This window comes from Streptococcus sp. XMC (genome assembly GCF_021341835.1).
Taxonomy (GTDB): domain Bacteria; phylum Bacillota; class Bacilli; order Lactobacillales; family Streptococcaceae; genus Streptococcus.
This window is the reverse complement of sequence record NZ_JAJTNQ010000007.1, coordinates 26,595-47,649: the sequence shown is the minus strand read 5'-3', so window position 1 is coordinate 47,649 and position 21,055 is coordinate 26,595. Positions and strand designations below refer to the sequence as shown.

Sequence of the window (21,055 nt, the reverse complement as noted above, 5' to 3'; positions counted from 1 at the left end):
CAGCTCGTGAATGGTTGCGTACCGAAGGTCGTCGCAACATTGAAGAGCTCAACCAAGTCTTAGACCAAGTCGCAACTTCTTGGAAAGAGCGTATTTAATAGTGTAGACCACTCCTTTAACGATGGGCGTTCGAATTTCCTTGAAGAGCCCAGAGAATACAACGATAAACAGCTATTTGTTAGAAAAAAACAAAAAAGTTAAAAAGTTGTTAAGAAAGGGTTTACAAAAACAAAAGCGTGTGCTATACTTAATCCATAAGTGAATACAAGGTGAGTGTTAGTAAGTTAGATTACGCATGATCACAGATGAATCGGGGAGAAGCCTCTCTGATCTCATTTGTGGTCATTTTTTATACCCTAAACCTTAAATAAACTAGCAAGGAGAGTACCATGTATCGGATTTTAAATCCACTCAATCACAATGTTGCTCTGGTGAGAAATGACAAAGGGGAAGAACTGATTGTCATTGGAAAAGGAATTGTTTTTGGCAAAAAGAAGGGCGACCTAGTCCCAAAAGAAAAGGTAGAAAAGCTCTTTCGGATGAAAACAGAGGAATCCCGAGAGAACTTTATGACTCTGTTAAAAGATGTTCCATTAGACTTCATCACAGTGACCTACGAGATGATCGATTACTTGAGCAAAAAGTATCACTACCCCGTTCAAGAATATATCTATGTGACCTTGACCGACCACATGTTTTGCTCTTACCAGGCAGTGACTCAAGGCAGGTATAAGGAAAGTAATCTTTTGGATATCTCAGAAAACTACCCAGTGGCTTTTGAGATTGCTAAAGAGGCAGTTGATATCTATCGTGATAAGCTCACGACTAGCTTCCCCGAAGATGAGGTCACTCGTATCGCCTATCATTTCATCAACGCAGAAGGTGAAAATGGAGCGGAGGTCGTGGATTCCATGGACCAGCGCAAAGAAATCTTAAAAGGTGTAGAAGATGTTTTGGATAGTTATTCAATCAAACGAACCGAGACCAACAACAACTTTTATGATCGTTTCATGATTCATCTTAACTACTTCTTGGATTACCTGGATCGCAATCGGGATGATAATCAATCGCTTCTAGATATGGAGGAACATATCAAAATCTCCTATCCCAAAGCCTTTGAGATTGGTTCCAAGATTTATGATGTGATTTCTAGGGAGACCGGGGTTGACTTGTACAAGAGTGAACGGGTCTATCTGGTCTTGCACATTCAACGCTTATTGTAACAACTTTTGAAAATTAAGAAATTCAAATTGGAGGAATTGGTCATGACCAAAGAAGAAATGACACTATTAGGTTTTGAAATCGTTGCGTATGCAGGGGATGCTCGTTCTAAACTCTTGGAGGCCCTCAAGGCGGCTGAGAAGGGTGACTTCGCTCAAGCGGAAAGCTTGGTAGAAGAAGCAGGAAGCTGTATCGCAGAGGCTCACAAATCTCAAACAACTATGCTAGCGCAAGAAGCAGCAGGAGAAGACCTCCCCTACAGCATTACCATGATGCATGGACAGGACCACTTAATGACAACGATCTTATTAAAAGACGTGATTCACCATCTCATTGAACTATATAAAAGAGGAGCAAGATAATGAATAAACTGATTGAACTGATTGAAAAAGGAAAACCTTTCTTCGAGAAGATTTCTCGTAATAAATATTTGCGTGCGATTCGTGATGGATTTATCGCGGGGATGCCTGTGATCTTATTCTCGTCTATCTTTATATTGATTGCTTACGTCCCAAATGCGTGGGGCTTCCATTGGTCAAAAGAAATTGAGAATTTCTTGATGACACCTTATAGCTATTCGATGGGAATTCTGGCTTTCTTCGTAGGTGGAACCACAGCCAAAGCTTTGACAGATTCTGTCAACCGTGATTTACCTGCAACAAACCAGATCAACTTCTTGTCAACCATGTTGGCATCTATGGTTGGTTTCCTTCTAATGGCAGCTGAACCAGCCAAAGAAGGAGGTTTTCTGACTGCCTTCATGGGAACAAAAGGTCTTTTGACAGCCTTTATTGCAGCCTTCGTTACCGTTAATGTTTACAAGGTCTGCGTGAAAAACAATGTTACGATTCGCATGCCAGACGAAGTTCCACCAAATATCTCTCAAGTATTTAAAGACTTGATCCCATTCACTGTATCTGTCGTTCTCCTTTATGGACTTGAACTGATTGTGAAGGGTAGTCTTGGTGTAACAGTAGCTGAATCTATCGGTACGCTTCTTGCGCCTCTCTTCTCAGCAGCAGATGGTTATGTTGGAATTACGATCATTTTCGGTGCTTTTGCCTTCTTCTGGTTTATTGGTATCCATGGACCATCTATCGTTGAACCTGCGATTGCAGCGATCACTTATGCAAATGCCGAAGTCAACTTGAACCTTCTTCAACAAGGTATGCACGCTGATAAAATCCTTACATCTGGTACACAAATGTTTATCGTCACTATGGGTGGTACAGGAGCAACTCTTGTAGTTCCATTCATGTTTATGTGGTTGTGTAAGTCTAAGCGTAATCGTGCAATCGGACGCGCTTCAGTAGTTCCAACCTTCTTCGGTGTAAACGAACCAATCTTGTTTGGTGCACCACTTGTATTGAACCCTATCTTCTTTGTTCCATTTATCTTTGCTCCAATTGCAAACGTATGGATCTTCAAATTCTTTGTTGATACCTTGGGAATGAACTCATTTACTTCTAACCTACCATGGACAACTCCTGGACCTTTGGGGATTGTTCTTGGTACGAACTTCCAAGTACTTTCATTCATCCTTGCTGCACTTCTTGTTGTAGTAGACGTGATCATTTACTACCCATTCGTTAAAGTTTACGATGAACAAATTCTTGAAGAAGAACGTTCAGGTAAATCAAACGATAGCTTGAAAGAAAAAGTTGCTGCAAACTTTAACACTGCCAAAGCAGATGCAATTCTTGAAAAAGCAGGTGTTGAAGATGCACCAGCTGAAAATACCATTACTGAAGAAACAAACGTCCTCGTTCTTTGTGCGGGTGGTGGTACTAGTGGACTCCTTGCAAATGCCTTGAACAAGGCTGCGGCAGAATACAAGGTTCCTGTCAAAGCTGCAGCAGGTGGCTACGGTGCTCACCGTGAAATGTTGCCAGAATTTGACCTTGTTATCTTGGCGCCTCAGGTTGCTTCCAACTTCGAAGATATGAAGGCTGAAACAGATAAACTAGGCATCAAATTGGCGAAGACAGAAGGTGCTCAGTACATTAAATTGACACGCGATGGACAAGGTGCTCTAGCCTTTGTTCAAGCTCAATTTGAAGAATAAGAACTAAAAAGTGAGATGGAGATGGATGGCTCACTAACTCCTCTCCCCTCACTTTTCATTTTATCCAATCAAGAAATAGGTGAAAAAATGACAAAAACACTTCCTAAAGATTTTATTTTTGGTGGGGCAACGGCTGCCTATCAAGCAGAAGGAGCTACCCATACTGACGGAAAAGGACCAGTTGCTTGGGACAAATACTTAGCAGACAACTATTGGTATACTGCTGAACCAGCAAGTGATTTCTACCATAAATATCCAGTAGACTTACAGTTGGCTGAAGAATATGGCGTAAACGGAATTCGTATTTCTATTGCTTGGTCACGTATTTTCCCAACTGGCTATGGTGAAGTAAATCCAAAAGGGGTAGAATTCTATCACAATCTATTTGCGGAATGCCACAAACGCCATGTGGAGCCTTTTGTAACCCTTCACCACTTTGATACACCAGAAGCTCTTCATTCAAATGGAGACTTCTTAAATCGTGAAAATATCGAACACTTCGTAGATTATGCAGCCTTCTGTTTTGAAGAATTCCCAGAAGTAAACTACTGGACAACCTTCAATGAAATTGGCCCAATCGGTGATGGTCAATACTTGGTTGGTAAATTCCCACCAGGTATTCAATATGACCTTGCCAAAGTTTTCCAATCTCACCACAATATGATGGTTTCTCATGCACGTGCTGTGAAATTCTACAAAGACAAAGGCTACAAAGGTGAAATCGGGGTTGTTCACGCCCTTCCAACTAAGTACCCATTGGATCCTAAAAATCCTGCAGACGTACGTGCTGCTGAGTTGGAAGATATCATCCACAACAAATTTATCTTGGATGCCACTTACCTTGGACACTATTCAGATGCAACCATGGAAGGTGTAAACCACATTCTTTCAGTTAATGGTGGTAGCTTGGATCTTCGTGAGGAAGACTTTGCAGCGCTTGAAGCAGCTAAAGATTTAAACGACTTCCTTGGAATTAACTACTACATGAGTGACTGGATGGAAGCCTTTGATGGTGAAACTGAAATCATCCACAATGGTAAAGGGGAGAAAGGAAGCTCTAAATACCAAATCAAAGGTGTTGGACGTCGTGTAGCTCCTGACTATGTACCTCGTACTGACTGGGACTGGATTATCTACCCTCAAGGTTTGTATGACCAAATCATGCGTGTCAAGAAAGATTATCCAAACTACAAGAAGATCTACATCACTGAAAACGGACTTGGATACAAAGATGAATTTGTGGACAACACGGTTTATGATGATGGCCGTATCGATTATGTGAAACAACATTTGGAAGTCTTGTCTGATGCGATTGCCGATGGTGCAAACGTCAAAGGATACTTCATCTGGTCATTGATGGACGTCTTCTCATGGTCTAATGGTTATGAAAAACGTTACGGACTCTTCTACGTTGATTTCGATACACAAGAACGTTATCCTAAGAAATCTGCACATTGGTACAAGAAATTAGCAGAAAGCCAAGTGATTGAATAAAGAAATAAACATGTAAGAAGGCTTATCCGTAAGGGTAGGTCTTTTTTGGTTCTCTTATTTGGAAAAGTGTTTATTGTAAACAAAACAATTCACTCATTTCTAGTAATAATTTTTTGTTTGAAGGGCCAATATAGTTTTTACATGATATAATTAAATTGTTGAGTTAATATTAGGAGATTATGATTCATATTGATCAAAATAGTTTGCCTTTTTACAATTCGTAGCCTGCCCCTAAGGGCAGGTTTTTTGGTGTCTTAAGGAAACTATTTAACAGAATTTTTGATTAAAAGTTTCATTTTAAGAGAGAAATCTCTAATTTCATAATCAATAAGCAAACGCTTGCATTCCTTTTTTTATTAGATTATAATAGGTTGGTATAAAGCCCTCTGTAATAATATTGAAAAAGTGTAGAAAGTAAGGATTTAGAATATTTGTAGTCAAAAATACAATGTTGCTTCTTACGATAGGGAGATAGATATGGCAATGATAGAAGTGCAACATCTTCAGAAAAATTTTGTGAAGACAGTTAAGGAGCCGGGGTTAAAGGGAGCCTTGCGCTCCTTTGTTCATCCTGAAAAGCAGACTTTTGAAGCGGTCAAGGATTTAACTTTTGAAGTTCCAAAAGGGCAGATTCTAGGATTTATCGGGGCAAATGGTGCTGGGAAGTCGACCACCATCAAAATGCTGACAGGGATTTTGAAACCGACATCTGGTTTTTGTCGGATTAACGGCAAGATTCCCCAGGATAATCGCCAAGATTATGTCAAGGATATTGGAGTCGTTTTCGGACAACGTACCCAGCTATGGTGGGATTTGGCACTGCAAGAGACCTACACGGTCTTGAAAGAGATCTATGATGTACCAGACTCGCTTTTCCATAAGCGCATGGACTTTTTGAATGAAGTTTTGGATTTGAAGGAATTTATCAAAGATCCTGTGCGGACTCTTTCACTAGGTCAACGGATGCGGGCGGATATTGCGGCTTCCTTACTTCACAATCCCAAAGTTCTCTTTTTAGATGAGCCGACTATTGGTTTGGATGTGTCGGTTAAGGATAACATTCGTCGGGCCATTACCCAGATTAATCAGGAGGAAGAGACAACTATTCTCTTGACTACTCATGATTTGAGTGATATTGAGCAACTCTGTGATCGGATTTTTATGATTGATAAGGGGCAAGAGATTTTTGATGGAACGGTCAGCCAGCTCAAGGAGACCTTTGGAAAGATGAAGACTCTCTCCTTTGACCTGACGCCAGGTCAAAATCATCTAGTCTCTCATTATGAGGGCTTACCTGATATGTCCATTGATAGACAAGGAAATACTCTCAATATTGAATTCGATAGTTCCCGCTACCAGTCGGCCGATATTATCAAGCAAACCTTATCTGATTTTGAGGTCCGTGATTTGAAGATGGTAGATACGGATATTGAAGATATTATCCGTCGCTTCTATCGAAAGGAGCTCTAAGATGGTCAAATTGTGGAGACGTTATAAACCCTTTATCAATGCAGGGATTCAGGAGTTGATTAGCTATCGAGTCAACTTTATTCTTTATCGGATTGGCGATGTCATGGGGGCTTTTGTGGCTTTTTATCTATGGAAGGCTGTCTTTGATTCCTCCCAGGAGCCTTTGATTCAGGGCTTCAGTATGGCGGATATCACCCTCTACATCATCATGAGTTTTGTGACTAATCTTCTGACTAGGTCGGATTCTTCCTTTATGATTGGTGATGAGGTCAAGGATGGTTCCATTATCATGCGCTTGTTGCGACCAGTGCATTTTGCGGCTTCTTACCTCTTTACGGAGCTTGGTTCCAAGTGGTTGATTTTTATCTCTGTTGGACTGCCATTTTTAAGTGTCATTGTTTTGATGAAAATCTTATCTGGGCAAGGGATTGTAGAAGTGCTGGGACTAACTACCCTTTATCTTTTTAGCTTAACGCTGGCCTATCTGATTAACTTTTTCTTTAATATCTGCTTTGGATTTTCAGCCTTTGTATTTAAAAATCTTTGGGGTTCCAATCTACTTAAGAGTTCCATAGTGACCTTTATGTCTGGGAGTTTGATTCCCTTGGCTTTCTTTCCAAAGGTCATTTCAGATATTCTCTCCTTCTTACCTTTCTCATCCTTAATTTACACTCCGGTCATGATTATTGTTGGGAAATACGATGCTAGTCAGATTCTTCAAGCACTTTTGCTTCAGCTTTTCTGGCTTATAGTGATGGTGGGCTTGTCTCAGTTGATTTGGAAACGAGTCCAGTCATTTATCACCATTCAGGGAGGTTAGTATGAAAAAATATCAACGCATGCATCTGATTTTTATCAGACAGTACATCAAGCAAATCATGGAATACAAGGTCGATTTTGTGGTTGGTGTGTTGGGAGTCTTTCTGACTCAAGGCCTGAACCTCTTGTTTCTCAATGTCATCTTTCAACACATTCCCTCCCTAGAAGGTTGGACTTTTCAAGAAATTGCCTTTATCTATGGTTTTTCCTTAATTCCCAAGGGATTGGACCATCTCTTTTTTGACAATCTCTGGGCACTAGGGCAACGCCTAGTCCGAAAAGGGGAGTTTGACAAATATCTGACTCGTCCCATCAATCCTCTCTTTCATATCCTAGTTGAGACCTTTCAGATTGATGCCTTGGGCGAACTTTTGGTCGGAGGCCTTCTGCTAGGTACCACGGTGTCTAGCATTGCTTGGACTCTTCCAAAATTTCTGATTTTCCTAGTCTGTATTCCTTTTGCGACCTTGATCTATACTTCCCTGAAAATCGCGACTGCTAGTATCGCTTTTTGGACCAAGCAGTCAGGCGCTATGATTTACATTTTTTATATGTTTAATGACTTTGCCAAGTATCCGATTTCCATTTATAATTCGCTTCTTCGTTGGTTGATTAGCTTTATCGTGCCTTTCGCCTTTACGGCCTACTATCCTGCCAGCTATTTCTTGCAGGACAAGAATGGATTCTTTAATATTGGTGGTTTGATTCTGATTTCCCTTGTTTTCTTTGTTATTTCCCTCAAACTTTGGGACAAGGGATTGGATGCCTACGAAAGTGCTGGTTCGTAAGAGCTAAAGTAAGACTAAAATCAAGAAAGGAACTTATGATGTTTGTAATTAAAGAAGTCAAGGGTGAAGATCAAAAAATGGCAGTTGTCGCTGAGATTTTAAGGGATTTGCCAGAATGGTTTGGAATACCAGAAAGCACGCAAGCCTACATTGAAGGAGCTAAGGATTTACGAGTTTGGGCTGCTTATCAAGAAAGTGATGTAGTAGGGTTTATAAGTTTATCATATTCGAGTGAAGATTGTGCTGAAATTGACTGTCTAGGCGTGAAAAAATCATTCCAAGGTCATGGAATTGGAAGGGATTTAATTACGACTATAGAAAGAGAAGCAGTCAAACAAGTGAACTACCTACAGGTCAAAACAGTGGCAGAAGGTTCAAATAAAGATTATGACCGAACCAATATCTTTTATCGCAGTCTTGGTTTTAAAAAATTAGAGATTTTTCCGCAACTATGGGATCTTAAAAATCCTTGTCAGATTTTGATTAAAAAGATCAACTAAAAGTGCTTGACATCCGCTATCAGAGTGCTATACTGAGAAGGTAATCGCCGAATTAGCTCAGTTGGTAGAGCAACGCACTCGTAACGCGTAGGTCACAGGTTCGATCCCTGCATTCGGCATCGAATGATACAAGACAAAGCCCCTTGTGATGGGCTTTTTTTGATGTTGAATTGCTTTTTGTAACAAATGATTATAAAAGTTTTCAGACTCATCCTAGATTTTCTCAATCGTCATGGACTGGAATGGTTTCATGAAGGAGATGAACCATACTCTAAATATGGCTAGTTCATCTGACTCATTCATGTTCATGTGACCAGATAATCCGATAATTTGACCGCTTATCCAAATTTCCTTGTCACCCTTGCTTTTGTTTGTTATAGTAGGTTTATCAAAAGAAGCTAGTCTTCTGATAACATTATAAAAAGAGGTAGTATCATGAAGAAATTAATTGGTTTTGGATTTATCCTTGCAGCTCTTGCCGTCATCACCTTTAGTATCATTGGTTATCCGAAAATAGATGCCAATCTTTGGCCCTTGGTTCCAGTTGTCTTGTTTGCTTTCTTTACGCTTGAAAATGCACTCAAGAAAGACTACAAGTCCAGCTTGATTTGTGCCGTCATTGGCTTCATCATTGCCAATGCTATCTATGATCTTCTTCCGATTTCAAATGGGGTCGTGATTACTGCGGGTGTCTTGGCTTGTCTTGGTCTCGGTTTTCTCTTTCCAGACGCACCAAAAGAAAAATAATGCTTCCGATTTTATTTGCTTCAGGGGCTTGGTATGAAGAGATTTCTTCAGACCGAGTCCTTTTTAGCTGTCTGAAAGAACCACTTAGGGGCTGAAAAGAGCCACTTACCGAAAAGGTCTTGTAAGATTTTGAACACCTGTTATAATGTTACTAACAAAGGTTAAGAAAGGAGTCCTATGAAAGTTCGTATCGAATTAGATCCGCAGATGGATGAGCCAGAAATGATCATTCGGGCTCCTCGATTGACGGAGGATGTCGCCCGCTTGCAACAGCTGATCTTGGAGCAAAAAATGACGCCCTTGACCTTTTACAAGGACCGAAGCGAGTACTTTGTAGATGTGTCAGAAATTCTCTTCTTTGAAACAGATGGTGAAAAGATCTATGGGCATACCAGAGAAGAGGCCTACGAGGTCTGTCAAAAACTCTACGAATTGGAAGAGATCTTGCCGATTGCTTTCTGTCGCATCTCCAAGTCGACCATCGTCAATACCAAGCAGATTTATTCCATCGAAAAATCTTTTTCGGGAACCAGTACAGTAAACTTTTATCAAACTCATAAGCAGGTACATGTGTCCCGACACTATTATCAACTCTTAAAAGAACGGTTAAAGGAAATGAGGTAACAAAATGAAAAATAAACTAATTGGGATTTTCTTAATCCTCCTAGCAGCCCTAGTGCTCTTACAAGGCTATTTTGTAAAATGGGAGATCAGTATCTGGACGCTAGCTTGGGTTGTCTTGCTCGCAGTCCTTTCCCTCTCTAGTTTCTTGAAGCGCCACTTTGGTTGGGGCTTCCTATATGGGATCTTGGCCCTCTTCTCCCTTAATGGCCAATACCATTTTCTTCCAGTATCCAATTCGGTGGTCATCTTTTCTTCTATTTTAGCGGTGATCGGTCTCAATATTCTCTTCAAGCCTTCCAAAAAAGCAAAAGCTACTTGGAACTCCTACTCAGCAGGAACATCTTCCCAAACTGCTGGCAATGACATCGATGTCTCCTTCTCTACAGTGACCAAGTATTTGAATGATCAGAATTTTACGGGCGGAAGTGCGGATGTGAGCTTAGGAGAAGCTTCTATCTATTTTGATAATTGCCGGATCGAAGGACCCTCAGCCCAGTTTGCGGTGGATGTCTCCCTTGGAAGTTTGAGTCTCTATGTCCCGAGCGACTGGCGGGTTCATGTCAATGTAGAAAGTTCTCTGTCAGCTATCCAACACCAGGAAAATCCTAGCAATTTAACCAGCAAAGACTTTTACATCGTCGGAGAGGTCTCACTGGGGAATCTAGAAATCATCTATGTAGGTGAGAATAACTTTTCATAAGCCGATCTAAGAAAAACTTATTCAAAGGTCTTGCCAAGAGAAAGTTTTTTTGGTAATATAGTACGGTATGTGGTGCTAGCACATCCGTAATATTAGATCTAATAGGAGGCAAAACAGAATGGCTAAAGTATGTTATTTTACTGGTCGTAAGACTGTATCAGGAAACAACCGTTCACACGCGATGAACCAAACCAAACGTGCCGTAAAACCAAACCTTCAAAAAGTAACTGTCCTTATCGATGGTAAACCTAAAAAAGTTTGGGCTTCAGCTCGTGCATTGAAATCTGGTAAAGTAGAACGCGTTTAATCAGAATGTAGGATCTCTTGGAGGTCCTTTTCTTTTTTTCATTTTTTCTCTTTTTGGACATTTGTATCAACCGATAGGAGAAAGGTGTATCCCTTTTACACGCGCCCTCTTTTATGGTAAAATAGAATATAAAATACTTTTGAGGTAGAAATTATGACAGTAAAAATCAATACAAAAGATGGTCAAATTGAATTGACCGATGATGTCATCGCAACTGTTGTAGGCGGTGCAGCCACTGAAATTTTTGGAGTGGTTGGAATGGCCAGCAAAAACGCGATTAAAGATAATTTCCAAGCTCTCTTAGGTAAGGAAAACTACTCTAAGGGTGTCGTTGTGAAAACAGCGGAAGCAGGAAGTATTGCGGTTGATGTTTACACTGTTTTGAGCTATGGTACAAAGATTAGCGAAGTCTCAAAAAATATTCAAGAGCGTGTCAAATTCAGTTTAGAAAATCAACTTGGAATCACAACGGATACAGTCAACGTCTATATCCAAAACATTAAAATTGTGGGAGAATAATCGTGTCTAAAATTACAACTAGTTTATTTCAAGAAATGGTCCAAGCAGGGGCTACTCGCTTAAATAAACAAGCCGAGTATGTCAATTCATTGAACGTTTTTCCTGTACCAGATGGTGATACTGGAACCAACATGGGGATGACCATTGAAAATGGTGCAAAAGAAGTAGCCGATCGCTCTGCTTCAACTGTTGGTGAAGCAGCAAATATCTTTGCGAAGGGGCTTTTGATGGGAGCGCGTGGAAACTCAGGAGTTATTACTTCTCAGTTGTTCCGCGGATTTTCTCAAAGCGTCAAAGACAAGGATGAATTGGATGGGGCAGCTCTTGCGGCAGCCTTCCAAGCAGGGGTTGAAGTAGCCTATAAAGCGGTTATGAAGCCTGTTGAAGGGACCATTTTGACCGTTTCTCGCGGTGCTGCCATCGGTGCCAAGAAAAAAGCAGAATCAACCAATGATGCAGTAGAAGTCATGCGTGCAGCCCTTGAAGGAGCTAAAACAGCCCTTGCCAAAACACCAGATATGCTTCCAGTATTGAAGGAAGTCGGTGTGGTGGACTCTGGTGGTCAAGGTTTAGTCTTCATCTATGAAGGGTTCCTATCAGCTTTGACAGGAGAATTCATCGCTTCTGAAGAATTTGTTGCGACTCCAGCAACCATGTCAGAAATGATCAACGCAGAGCACCACAAGTCCGTAGCGGGCCATGTGGCAACTGAAGATATCACCTTTGGTTACTGTACAGAAATCATGGTCGCTTTGAAGCAAGGTCCAACCTATGTCAAAGACTTTGACTACGACGAATTCCGTAACTATTTGAACAATCTTGGGGATTCTCTATTAGTCGTCAACGATGATGAAATCGTCAAAGTCCATGTCCATACTGAAGATCCAGGTCTTGTTATGCAAGAAGGATTGAAATATGGTAGCTTGGTCAAAGTAAAAGTTGACAACATGCGCAACCAGCACGAAGCACAAGTTGAAAAAGAAGAACGTCAAGCGAAACCAGCTGAAGCAAAAGAATATGCGATTATTGCAGTCGTTGCGGGTGACGGTTTAGCGGATATCTTCAAAGCGCAAGGAGTGGATTACATCATCTCTGGTGGTCAAACTATGAACCCTTCAACAGAAGACTTTGTCAAAGCTGTTGAAGGGTTGAATGCGCGCAACATCATTATCTTGCCAAACAACAAGAACATCTTGATGGCGGCTCAATCTGCAGCAGAAGTCATTGAGCAACCAGCAGCAGTCGTAGAGACGAAGACCATCCCTCAAGGATTGACCAGTCTTCTTGCCTTTGATGAGAGCAAGTCGATCGAAGAAAACTACGAACGCATGAGCGCTTCATTGGAAGATGTTGTTTCAGGTAGTGTGACGACAGCCGTTCGTGATACCACTATTGATGGTCTTGAAATCCATGAAAACGACAATCTTGGAATGGTTGATGGTAAGATCGTCGTTTCCAATCCAGATATGATGGAAACCTTGACAGCAACCTTTGACAAGATGTTGGACGAAGATAGTGAAATTGTCACGATTTATATCGGTGAAGATGGTAAAGAAGAAGTAGCCAATGACTTGGCTCAAAACTTGATGGCTAAATATGAGGACGTCGAAGTCGAAATTCATCAAGGAAATCAACCAGTTTACCCATATTTGTTTAGCGTTGAATAATCAAAAAATTTCAAAAATAGCAGGAAAAAGAGCCAAAAAATGATTTTTTGGCCCTTTTTTTGATAAAAAAAGCTTTATGAAAGCGATTAGATAGGTGTTTTTAGACAATTTTTATTTGATATGTTATACTTTAGAAAAATAGAAATAGGAGAAAAAAGCAAATGAAAAAGGTAATCTGCTTTTTAGGAGCTTTGCTTTTGGTGATGACAGGGTGTACTACTAAGTCCCAGTCCACAGAAACATCAAAAAGCTCAACCACTACTTCGATAGAAAAAAGTGAAACTGTTACCAGTGAGGCAAAGGAAGAAACCAAGGTTCTCACTGCAGAAATCAATGGCAATCAACATCGCTACACCATCACGACAAAAGGTGATAAGGTTCAGAAATTAAAGTTAGATGTTTTATCGGCCCTACCAGAAAAAATTGCCACTAACTCAGCTAATCTAAGTCCTGAAGAAATGACAAAAATTATCAATGAAGGTTTGCAGTCAGATTCAGAATACAAGGCTCTGAAAGACACAGCTGGCTTCAGTATCGAATATAAGGTCACTCCAGAGAAAAAATTAGCCTCAACAGTCTCTGTTGATATGGAAACCATTGATTGGGACAAGGTTAAAGATTTATCTTACTTTAAAGATCTTGGTATCGGTGACCTGAAAGACATCAAGGCATCGACCGTTTTCACAGGATTAAAACTCCATGGTTTCAAAGAAGAAACCCCAGCACCATAGGCTCGGACTCTTGTCCGGCCTTTTTTTATTTTCCATGACATTTGTCATGTGAGCCAGTGACAAAATCATCTAGTGGGCAGTTATTCCTTTCGCTATAATATAGTCAGAAAGTAAGAGGTAAGGAAAAATGAAACAATGGTTCTATAAAGTGTTTACGTTAACAGTGGTTGGGATGGTCGTCTATTTGATCTTTTCAAAGGATGATAGTCTCTATTACCATTTCCCTTGGGAATTATTTGCTGGGATTGGCATCATGAGCTGGGCGGTCCAAGAAGGATTGAAGATGATCAAGGCTGTTAAAAAGGAGATGGAGCAATGAAAAAGAAACTTGAAATTGGATTGGTAGCTGTTTTGTGTTTGCTCCTTTGGGTAACTGAGATGATGACGGGCTGGTTTTCTGCCCATTTTCCTAGCTGGTTTTTCCAAACGGTTTGGGGAGTGACCTTGGTCGTCTATGTCATCATTCCAGCTGGCCAAATCTGGTTGAAAGGAGAGTCTCATGAGTGTCATTAGAGTTGAGAACTTGAACAAAAGCATCAAAGGAAAGATGATCCTAGAAGATCTTTCTTTCACAGTTGAGAGAGGGGATTGCCTGGCTTTGATTGGGCCAAACGGGGCAGGGAAGACAACCTTGATGGATTGCCTCCTAGGAGATAGGAAGGCGACTTCTGGAAACATTGAAATAGAGGGGAAGGCTCCTGGTCATCCTCAGTTAAAGGATAGTGTCTCTTATCTCCCTCAAGAGAATGCCATCGTGCAAAAGCTAACCGTGCAGGAACTGATCAGTTTCTTTCGCTCCATTTATCCCAACCCTTTAACGGTCAATGACATCGATGATTTATTGCGTTTTACTCCAGAACAAAAGAAGCAATTAGCCAGTAAGCTGTCTGGTGGGCAAAAGCGTCTCTTATCCTTTGTGTTGACCTTGATTGGTCGTCCCAGTCTCCTGTTTTTGGATGAGCCAACGGCTGCCATGGATACGTCCACTCGCCAACGCTTTTGGGAAATCGTCGGGCATTTAAAGGACCAAGGTGTGACTATAGTCTATTCTTCCCATTACATCGAGGAAGTCGAGCATACGGCTGATCGGATCCTGGTCTTGCACCAGGGCCATTTGCTTCGAGATACGACGCCACTAGCTATGAGAAGTGAAGAGGTAGAAAAACATTTTACCCTGCCTTTGCGATACCAAGCTCTAGTGGCAGGGATGGACGGAGTTGGTCAAGTGACGGTCAAACCCGATGCCCTTCAGGTTGTGACAGGTGATGCCAATCGTTTGTGGAGGCGATTGCAGGAAGAAGGATGTTCGATCCAAGAGATCGAGGTGACCAATAGAAGTTTATTGGATTCTATTTTTGAAAATACAAAGGAAGTAGGTAGAGAAGATGAAACGCATGAAAGCTCTCGGCGTGGTTGAGTGGCATTTGACTAGACGCCAAGCCATTTATTACTTGTTATCAATTGGGATGCCCACGGCCTTTTATCTCTTCTTTTCAGGGATGTACCAGGAGACACCAGGAGCACCCGCTCACTTTATGAGGGATTATCTCCTTTCTATGACGGCATTTTCTATGATGTCTACGGCTATCTTTTCTTTTCCAACAGTTCTTGAAACCGATCGACTCAACAATTGGCAAAAAGTCTTGCGCCATACCCCGGTATCTATGGTAGAATATTATCTAATAAAGGTTGTGGGTCTCTTTGTCGATTTTCTCCTATCGATTGGAGTTGTCTTTACCGTGGGCCACGTGGTGCGTCATGTGAATATGTCCCTACAGGATTGGGTCTTGTCGGCCTTTATTCTCATCCTAGGAAGCCTAGCCTTTGTGGCCATCGGTCTGGTCTTGACCCTGCTTCCTTCTAGTCAATTGATGTCTGTTGTAGGTAATCTCCTTTACATGGGGCTGGCTGTCATGGGTGGCCTTTGGATGCCCATTAGCCTCTTTCCAGAATGGATGCAAGCCATCGGCAAATGTCTACCAACCTATCAATTGATGGAACTGATTAAGACCTTTTTAAACAAGGGACAGGTCAATGTCTTTGCTAGTCTTTATTTAACCTTGTTTACCCTGGTCTTCTTTACCCTTGTCATTGTTTATCGTCGTCATTCTGAGGTTCGTTCATGATTGAAAAACTCAAGCGTATCCATTATATGTTTTACGCTAGCCTAGTCTTTATGGGCTTTCCCTTTATCTCTATTTTATTAGGGGAGGTCCCCTACTGGCACTTCTTTTTAGCCCTCTTGTTTATTGCTTCCTATCTAGGAGTCTTGATTACTGAAAACAAAAAGCTGACCTGGATTTGTTGGCTATACCTCCTAGCCTATGTAGCAGGAAATACTCTTTTTATTAACGCCAACTATTTTTGGTTTTATTTCTTCATCAGCAACCTATTGGTCTATCACTTTGAGATTCACAATTTTCGCTCTCCCTATCTTTGGACAGTTTTTCTATCGCAATTCCTGCTTTTTGGGGCCATCTTTTTCAGACAGAATGCGATGGAGTATGAATGGGTATTTTTAATCATCATTTTCTTTTTTACCCATGCCATGACTTACGGCATGGTTCGGATTCGGATGATGGAAGAGTTGAAAGCTGACCATGCCAAGCAAAATGCCCAGATCAATCTCTTGCTGGCAGAAAACGAGCGCCATCGGATTGGCCGTGATTTGCATGACAGTCTGGGCCACACCTTTGCTATGCTCAGTGTCAAGGCAGACCTGGTTGATCAATTCTTAGCATTGGGTCAGGTTGAGAAGGCGCAGGAGCAGGTGCAAGAGATTCAAGCCATTAGTCAAGAGTTCATGCACCAAGTCCGAGAGATTGTGGAGAACTTGAAGCAGCGAACCCTGGCAAGAGAGCTGGAAACCGTCAAGCAAATGCTAGAAGTGGCGCAAGTCAAAGTGGAGATCCAAAACAATCTCGATACAGCTAGCATCTCGCCTGTTCTAGAGTCTGCTCTGGCCATGGTGTCTCTGGAACTAGCCACCAATATGATCAAACATGCCAAAGCGACGCAAGCCCTTCTCACTTATCGCTCCACCGAAACAGGGGTAGAAATGGTCGCAGAAGACAATGGTATCGGCTTTGATAAGGTCTCGGATAAGGACCTGCACTCAATCCGCGAACGGATTGCCTTGTTGGGAGGAGAGCTGGATATCAGTCATCAATACAAGCCGACCCGCATAGAAATACGGATCCCCTATCAAGAAAGGAAATAAGATGCGCTTATTAGTTGCAGAAGACCAAAGTATGTTGCGCGATGCCCTCTGCCAGCTCCTGCTTTTGCAAGAGGATGTAGAAGAAGTCTTGCAGGCTGGAGATGGGCAAGAAGCCATTCGCTTACTCGAAACCCATCCAGTTGATATTGCTATTTTAGATATTGAGATGCCTATCAAAACAGGACTAGAAGTGTTGGAATGGGCCAAAAGTCAACAACCCCAGCTCAAGGTTGTCATCGTTACCACCTTTAAGAGACCGGGTTATTTTGAGCGGGCCCTCAAGGCCGGAGTCGATGCCTATGTTCTAAAAGAGCGACGCATCACGGACTTGATGGGGACCCTTCATACAGTTTTGGCAGGTCAAAAAGAATATTCTCCTGAATTAATGGAGGGAATCTTGACCCATCCCAATCCTCTAAGTTCTCAGGAGCAAGCAGTCCTAAAAGAAGTCGCCAAAGGAGCTTCCAACCAAGAAATTGCTGATCGTTTATTTCTCTCTAACGGGACCATCCGAAATTATATGTCAGGCATTCTAACTAAATTGGATGCAGAAAACCGGACGGAAGCAGCAAAGATAGCCCAAGAAAAGGGATGGCTATAAGCAAGCAAAGTTTCTAGGATTCCTAGAGACTTTTTTGATTGGATTGTTCTTTTTTAGGACAACTCTCATTAATCGGATTTGGATAGAAAATTCAGAAAATTTGTGATTTTTACTTGAATTATTTTCCAAAAATGGTATGATAGTAGCATGCTCATTTGATAATCAAAGAAACAGAAAGGAGAGACATGGAGAAAATTACCTTAGAAACTGCAAAGACAGGTTCAGAGCTTGTGCTAGAAACGCTTCGAGATCTTGGGATTGATACCATTTTTGGCTACCCAGGTGGAGCGGTTTTGCCCCTTTATGATGCTATTTATAGTTTTAAAGGGATCAAACACATTCTTGGCCGACATGAACAAGGCTGCTTGCATGAAGCTGAAGGCTATGCCAAATCAACTGGGAAGCTGGGTGTGGCCGTCGTCACAAGTGGACCTGGAGCAACCAATGCCATTACAGGGATTGCGGATGCCATGAGTGATAGTGTTCCTCTTCTTGTGTTTACTGGTCAGGTCAACCGTTCTGGGATCGGGAAGGATGCCTTCCAAGAGGCAGATATTGTTGGGATTACCATGCCGATTACCAAGTACAATTACCAAGTACGTGAGACAGCGGATATTCCACGGGTTATCACGGAAGCAGTTCATATTGCGACAACTGGGCGTCCAGGCCCCGTCGTCATTGACCTTCCAAAAGATGTCTCTGCCCTAGAAACTGATTATATTTACAATCCGGCCATTAACATTCCAAGTTACCAGCCGACTATTGAACCAAATGAATTACAGATTAAGAAAATCTTGAAGCAACTTGGCAAGGCTAAGAAACCAGTCCTCTTGGTTGGAGGTGGCGTCAGCTATGCAGAAGCGGCGGATGAATTGGTAGCCTTGGCAGAACGCTATCAGATTCCTGTGGTAACTAGTCTTCTAGGACAGGGAACGATTGCAACCAACCACCCTCTCTTCCTTGGGATGGGAGGCATGCACGGTTCTTTTGCGGCCAACATTGCTATGACAGAAGCAGATTTCATGATTAGCATCGGTTGTCGTTTTGATGATCGTCTGACGGGAAATCCAAAGACCTTTGCGAAGAATGCCAAAGTCGCTCACATTGATATTGACCCAGCAGAGATCGGTAAAATCATTGCAGTCGATATTCCAGTCGTTGGCGATGCCAAAAAAGCCTTAAAACAATTGTTAGCAGAGCCAGTGGTTCATACCAATACGGAGAAATGGGTTGAGAAAGTTACCCAAGATAAAAATCGGGTTCGTTCTTACGATAAGAAAGAACGCGTGGTCCAACCCCAAGCAGTTATTGAACGCGTGGGTGAGTTGACCAAGGGGGATGCCATCGTCGTGACAGACGTTGGCCAACACCAAATGTGGGCTGCTCAGTACTACCCGTACCAAAACGAACGACAGTTGGTGACTTCTGGTGGTCTAGGAACCATGGGATTCGGTGTGCCAGCCGCCATTGGTGCTAAGATTGCCAATCCAGATAAAGAAGTTGTGCTCTTTGTCGGAGATGGTGGCTTCCAGATGACCAACCAAGAATTGGCAATCTTGAATGTTTACAAGATTCCAATCAAGGTCATCATGCTTAACAACCATTCACTTGGAATGGTTCGGCAGTGGCAAGAAGCCTTCTATGATGGACGAACATCAGAGTCTGTCTTTGAAACCTTGCCAGACTTCCAATTGATGGCGCAAGCCTATGGGATTAAGAATTACAAATTTGATAATCCCGAAACCTTAGAGAAGGATTTGGAAGTTATTACCGAAGATGTACCAATGTTCATCGAGATCGACATTTCTCGGAAAGAGCACGTTTTACCAATGGTACCAGCTGGTAAGAGCAATCATGAGATGTTGGGGGTGAAGTTTAATGCGTAGAATGTTAACAGCCAAACTTCAAAACCGGTCTGGGGTTCTCAATCGCTTTACTGGTGTCTTGTCTAGACGCCAAGTCAACATTGAGAGTATCTCGGTAGGGGCGACAGAAAATCCCAATGTGTCACGGATTACTATTATCATTGACGTCGCATCACATGATGAAGTGGAACAAATCATCAAGCAACTCAACCGCCAGGTCGATGTGATTCGAGTTCGAGATATTACAGATAAACCTCACCTCGAGCGTGAAGTGATTCTGATCAAGGTCTCAGCGCCTGCAGAAAAACGGGCAGAATTGTTAGCCATTATCCAGCCCTTCCGCGCGACTGTGGTAGACGTGGCTCCAAGCTCCATCACCGTGCAGATGACAGGAAATGCAGAGAAGAACGAAGCTCTCTTGCGTGTCATTCGTCCTTATGGGATTAAGAATGTTGCACGGACGGGTGCAACTGGCTTTACCCGTGATTAAAGCCCACCATTCAAAATAGTTACTACCGCCTAAGAGGCAATAAAAATAGAAAAGAGAGAAAAAAACTATGGCAGTTCAAATGGAATACGAAAAAGATGTAAAAGTAGCAGCACTTGACGGTAAAAAAATTGCCGTGATCGGTTATGGATCACAAGGTCATGCCCATGCTCAAAACTTGCGTGACTCAGGTCATGATGTGATCATCGGTGTACGTCCAGGTAAATCTTTTGACAAAGCAAAAGAAGATGGTTTTGATACTTACACAGTAGCAGAAGCAACTAAATTGGCTGATGTCATCATGATCTTGGCTCCAGACGAAATCCAACAAGAATTGTACGAAGCAGAAATTGCGCCAAACTTGGAAGCTGGAAATGCTGTTGGATTTGCACATGGTTTCAACATCCACTTCGAATTCATTAAAGTTCCTGCAGATGTTGATGTCTTCATGTGTGCGCCTAAAGGACCAGGTCACTTGGTTCGCCGTACGTATGAAGAAGGATTTGGTGTTCCTGCACTTTACGCAGTATACCAAGATGCTACAGGTAACGCTAAAGACATCGCTATGGACTGGTGTAAAGGTGTTGGTTCAGCACGTGTAGGACTTTTGGAAACAACTTATAAAGAAGAAACTGAAGAAGATTTGTTTGGTGAACAAGCCGTTCTCTGTGGTGGTTTGACTGCCCTTATCGAAGCAGGTTTCGAAGTCTTGACGGAAGCTGGATACGCTCCAGAATTGGCTTACTTTGAAGTGCTTCACGAAATGAAACTCATCGTTGACTTGATCTACGAAGGTGGATTCAAGAAAATGCGTCAATCAATTTCAAACACTGCTGAATACGGTGACTACGTTTCAGGTCCACGTGTCATCACTGAACAAGTGAAAGAAAACATGAAAGCCGTTCTTGCGGATATCCAAAATGGTAAATTCGCCAACGACTTTGTGAACGACTACAAAGCTGGTCGTCCAAAATTGACTGCTTACCGTGAACAAGCGGCTAACCTTGAAATCGAAAAAGTTGGTGCTGAATTGCGTAAAGCAATGCCATTCGTTGGAAAAAATGACGACGACGCCTTTAAAATCTATAACTAATGAGGTGATGGTGAAGTTGGGAGAAATCCCAACTTCTTTTTCATCAATAGCAGAGATGGATTGGAAGGTATTTTCAACCATTTAGCAGAATCTGTATGAAGAGACGTGCCATATCGAACATTTTGGGTGATTTTTCT

Annotated in this window: 24 protein-coding genes and 1 tRNA gene; all 25 read left to right on the top strand. The window is 41.9% G+C overall.

The window, feature by feature from the left end; translation table 11 throughout:
- The first annotated feature begins 389 nt into the window (after nt 1-389).
- The 25 genes from LXO72_RS09805 to ilvC all read left to right on the top strand — a co-directional run bounded on the left by LXO72_RS09805 (nt 390) and on the right by ilvC (nt 20,918).
- Nucleotides 390-1,223 carry a PRD domain-containing protein gene (locus tag LXO72_RS09805; protein WP_233332501.1) on the top strand — a complete coding sequence of 278 codons (834 nt, stop codon included), beginning with the start codon at nt 390-392 and terminating at the stop codon, nt 1,221-1,223.
- A 42-nt stretch (nt 1,224-1,265) separates the two neighbouring features.
- A complete protein-coding gene (locus tag LXO72_RS09800; protein WP_233332499.1) occupies nt 1,266-1,583 on the top strand; it encodes a PTS lactose/cellobiose transporter subunit IIA in 318 nt (105 codons plus the stop codon).
- Nucleotides 1,583-3,286: a lactose-specific PTS transporter subunit EIIC gene (locus LXO72_RS09795; RefSeq protein ID WP_233332497.1), complete on the top strand. Its 1,704-nt coding sequence runs from the start codon at nt 1,583-1,585 to the stop codon at nt 3,284-3,286. Before LXO72_RS09800 ends, LXO72_RS09795 begins: the two co-directional genes overlap by 1 nt.
- Before the next feature lie 87 nt (nt 3,287-3,373).
- The gene (gene lacG, locus LXO72_RS09790) at nt 3,374-4,780 is read left to right on the top strand and encodes a 6-phospho-beta-galactosidase (protein ID WP_325167127.1); all 1,407 of its coding nucleotides are present in this window, start codon (nt 3,374-3,376) and stop codon (nt 4,778-4,780) included.
- A gap of 477 nt (nt 4,781-5,257) precedes the next feature.
- Nucleotides 5,258-6,250, top strand: a complete 993-nt coding sequence (locus LXO72_RS09785; protein ID WP_049546121.1) for an ABC transporter ATP-binding protein — start codon at nt 5,258-5,260, stop codon at nt 6,248-6,250.
- Nucleotide 6,251: 1 nt separating this feature from the next.
- Nucleotides 6,252-7,070 (top strand): ABC transporter permease, encoded by an 819-nt coding sequence (locus LXO72_RS09780; RefSeq protein WP_233332488.1) that lies wholly within the window; start codon nt 6,252-6,254, stop codon nt 7,068-7,070.
- Between the two features lies 1 nt (nt 7,071).
- Nucleotides 7,072-7,857, top strand: a complete 786-nt coding sequence (locus tag LXO72_RS09775; RefSeq protein ID WP_233332480.1) for an ABC transporter permease — start codon at nt 7,072-7,074, stop codon at nt 7,855-7,857.
- A 38-nt stretch (nt 7,858-7,895) separates the two neighbouring features.
- The gene (locus LXO72_RS09770; protein WP_233332479.1) at nt 7,896-8,357 is read left to right on the top strand and encodes a GNAT family N-acetyltransferase; all 462 of its coding nucleotides are present in this window, start codon (nt 7,896-7,898) and stop codon (nt 8,355-8,357) included.
- A 46-nt stretch (nt 8,358-8,403) separates the two neighbouring features.
- Nucleotides 8,404-8,476, top strand: a tRNA-Thr gene (locus LXO72_RS09765).
- A gap of 316 nt (nt 8,477-8,792) precedes the next feature.
- Nucleotides 8,793-9,104, top strand: coding sequence for a hypothetical protein (locus LXO72_RS09760; protein ID WP_006594989.1), 312 nt, complete (start codon nt 8,793-8,795; stop codon nt 9,102-9,104).
- Between the two features lie 177 nt (nt 9,105-9,281).
- Nucleotides 9,282-9,728 carry a LytTR family DNA-binding domain-containing protein gene (locus LXO72_RS09755; RefSeq protein WP_233332476.1) on the top strand — a complete coding sequence of 149 codons (447 nt, stop codon included), beginning with the start codon at nt 9,282-9,284 and terminating at the stop codon, nt 9,726-9,728.
- Nucleotides 9,729-9,732: 4 nt separating this feature from the next.
- On the top strand, nt 9,733-10,428 hold the full coding sequence (locus tag LXO72_RS09750) for a LiaF transmembrane domain-containing protein (protein ID WP_123159971.1): 696 nt from the start codon (nt 9,733-9,735) through the stop codon (nt 10,426-10,428).
- A 118-nt stretch (nt 10,429-10,546) separates the two neighbouring features.
- The gene (rpmB, locus tag LXO72_RS09745; protein ID WP_001140948.1) at nt 10,547-10,735 is read left to right on the top strand and encodes a 50S ribosomal protein L28; all 189 of its coding nucleotides are present in this window, start codon (nt 10,547-10,549) and stop codon (nt 10,733-10,735) included.
- Between the two features lie 153 nt (nt 10,736-10,888).
- A complete protein-coding gene (locus LXO72_RS09740; protein ID WP_006594986.1) occupies nt 10,889-11,254 on the top strand; it encodes an Asp23/Gls24 family envelope stress response protein in 366 nt (121 codons plus the stop codon).
- Between the two features lie 2 nt (nt 11,255-11,256).
- Nucleotides 11,257-12,921: a DAK2 domain-containing protein gene (locus LXO72_RS09735; protein ID WP_154858858.1), complete on the top strand. Its 1,665-nt coding sequence runs from the start codon at nt 11,257-11,259 to the stop codon at nt 12,919-12,921.
- A 161-nt stretch (nt 12,922-13,082) separates the two neighbouring features.
- The gene (locus LXO72_RS09730; protein ID WP_048714783.1) at nt 13,083-13,652 is read left to right on the top strand and encodes an SP0191 family lipoprotein; all 570 of its coding nucleotides are present in this window, start codon (nt 13,083-13,085) and stop codon (nt 13,650-13,652) included.
- Between the two features lie 127 nt (nt 13,653-13,779).
- Entirely contained in the window at nt 13,780-13,971 is a 192-nt protein-coding gene (locus tag LXO72_RS09725) for a hypothetical protein (RefSeq protein WP_014712940.1), read from the top strand.
- Nucleotides 13,968-14,165 carry a hypothetical protein gene (locus tag LXO72_RS09720; RefSeq protein ID WP_048714779.1) on the top strand — a complete coding sequence of 66 codons (198 nt, stop codon included), beginning with the start codon at nt 13,968-13,970 and terminating at the stop codon, nt 14,163-14,165. The genes LXO72_RS09725 and LXO72_RS09720 overlap by 4 nt, the downstream gene beginning before the upstream one ends.
- A complete protein-coding gene (locus LXO72_RS09715; RefSeq protein ID WP_233332474.1) occupies nt 14,152-15,069 on the top strand; it encodes an ABC transporter ATP-binding protein in 918 nt (305 codons plus the stop codon). Before LXO72_RS09720 ends, LXO72_RS09715 begins: the two co-directional genes overlap by 14 nt.
- On the top strand, nt 15,038-15,778 hold the full coding sequence (locus LXO72_RS09710) for an ABC transporter permease (protein ID WP_233332473.1): 741 nt from the start codon (nt 15,038-15,040) through the stop codon (nt 15,776-15,778). The genes LXO72_RS09715 and LXO72_RS09710 overlap by 32 nt, the downstream gene beginning before the upstream one ends.
- Entirely contained in the window at nt 15,775-16,872 is a 1,098-nt protein-coding gene (locus LXO72_RS09705; protein WP_233332463.1) for a sensor histidine kinase, read from the top strand. The genes LXO72_RS09710 and LXO72_RS09705 overlap by 4 nt, the downstream gene beginning before the upstream one ends.
- 1 nt (nt 16,873) lies before the next feature.
- Nucleotides 16,874-17,473, top strand: a complete 600-nt coding sequence (locus LXO72_RS09700; protein ID WP_129822735.1) for a response regulator transcription factor — start codon at nt 16,874-16,876, stop codon at nt 17,471-17,473.
- Between the two features lie 185 nt (nt 17,474-17,658).
- Nucleotides 17,659-19,359, top strand: coding sequence for an acetolactate synthase large subunit (locus tag LXO72_RS09695; protein WP_006594977.1), 1,701 nt, complete (start codon nt 17,659-17,661; stop codon nt 19,357-19,359).
- Nucleotides 19,352-19,828 (top strand): acetolactate synthase small subunit, encoded by a 477-nt coding sequence (gene ilvN / locus LXO72_RS09690; protein WP_006594976.1) that lies wholly within the window; start codon nt 19,352-19,354, stop codon nt 19,826-19,828. Before LXO72_RS09695 ends, ilvN begins: the two co-directional genes overlap by 8 nt.
- A 67-nt stretch (nt 19,829-19,895) precedes the next feature.
- Complete coding sequence (gene ilvC, locus LXO72_RS09685) at nt 19,896-20,918, top strand: ketol-acid reductoisomerase (RefSeq protein WP_023027688.1); 1,023 nt, start codon at nt 19,896-19,898, stop codon at nt 20,916-20,918.
- Nucleotides 20,919-21,055: the final 137 nt, after the last annotated feature.

Coding starts and splice junctions, on each gene's coding strand:
- LXO72_RS09805 (WP_233332501.1), top strand. CDS start 390: ATGTATCGGATTTTAAATCCACTCAATCACAATGTTGCTCTGGTGAGA.
- LXO72_RS09800 (WP_233332499.1), top strand. CDS start 1,266: ATGACCAAAGAAGAAATGACACTATTAGGTTTTGAAATCGTTGCGTAT.
- LXO72_RS09795 (WP_233332497.1), top strand. CDS start 1,583: ATGAATAAACTGATTGAACTGATTGAAAAAGGAAAACCTTTCTTCGAG.
- lacG (WP_325167127.1), top strand. CDS start 3,374: ATGACAAAAACACTTCCTAAAGATTTTATTTTTGGTGGGGCAACGGCT.
- LXO72_RS09785 (WP_049546121.1), top strand. CDS start 5,258: ATGGCAATGATAGAAGTGCAACATCTTCAGAAAAATTTTGTGAAGACA.
- LXO72_RS09780 (WP_233332488.1), top strand. CDS start 6,252: ATGGTCAAATTGTGGAGACGTTATAAACCCTTTATCAATGCAGGGATT.
- LXO72_RS09775 (WP_233332480.1), top strand. CDS start 7,072: ATGAAAAAATATCAACGCATGCATCTGATTTTTATCAGACAGTACATC.
- LXO72_RS09770 (WP_233332479.1), top strand. CDS start 7,896: ATGTTTGTAATTAAAGAAGTCAAGGGTGAAGATCAAAAAATGGCAGTT.
- LXO72_RS09760 (WP_006594989.1), top strand. CDS start 8,793: ATGAAGAAATTAATTGGTTTTGGATTTATCCTTGCAGCTCTTGCCGTC.
- LXO72_RS09755 (WP_233332476.1), top strand. CDS start 9,282: ATGAAAGTTCGTATCGAATTAGATCCGCAGATGGATGAGCCAGAAATG.
- LXO72_RS09750 (WP_123159971.1), top strand. CDS start 9,733: ATGAAAAATAAACTAATTGGGATTTTCTTAATCCTCCTAGCAGCCCTA.
- rpmB (WP_001140948.1), top strand. CDS start 10,547: ATGGCTAAAGTATGTTATTTTACTGGTCGTAAGACTGTATCAGGAAAC.
- LXO72_RS09740 (WP_006594986.1), top strand. CDS start 10,889: ATGACAGTAAAAATCAATACAAAAGATGGTCAAATTGAATTGACCGAT.
- LXO72_RS09730 (WP_048714783.1), top strand. CDS start 13,083: ATGAAAAAGGTAATCTGCTTTTTAGGAGCTTTGCTTTTGGTGATGACA.
- LXO72_RS09725 (WP_014712940.1), top strand. CDS start 13,780: ATGAAACAATGGTTCTATAAAGTGTTTACGTTAACAGTGGTTGGGATG.
- LXO72_RS09720 (WP_048714779.1), top strand. CDS start 13,968: ATGAAAAAGAAACTTGAAATTGGATTGGTAGCTGTTTTGTGTTTGCTC.
- LXO72_RS09715 (WP_233332474.1), top strand. CDS start 14,152: ATGAGTGTCATTAGAGTTGAGAACTTGAACAAAAGCATCAAAGGAAAG.
- LXO72_RS09710 (WP_233332473.1), top strand. CDS start 15,038: ATGAAACGCATGAAAGCTCTCGGCGTGGTTGAGTGGCATTTGACTAGA.
- LXO72_RS09705 (WP_233332463.1), top strand. CDS start 15,775: ATGATTGAAAAACTCAAGCGTATCCATTATATGTTTTACGCTAGCCTA.
- LXO72_RS09700 (WP_129822735.1), top strand. CDS start 16,874: ATGCGCTTATTAGTTGCAGAAGACCAAAGTATGTTGCGCGATGCCCTC.
- LXO72_RS09695 (WP_006594977.1), top strand. CDS start 17,659: ATGGAGAAAATTACCTTAGAAACTGCAAAGACAGGTTCAGAGCTTGTG.
- ilvN (WP_006594976.1), top strand. CDS start 19,352: ATGCGTAGAATGTTAACAGCCAAACTTCAAAACCGGTCTGGGGTTCTC.
- ilvC (WP_023027688.1), top strand. CDS start 19,896: ATGGCAGTTCAAATGGAATACGAAAAAGATGTAAAAGTAGCAGCACTT.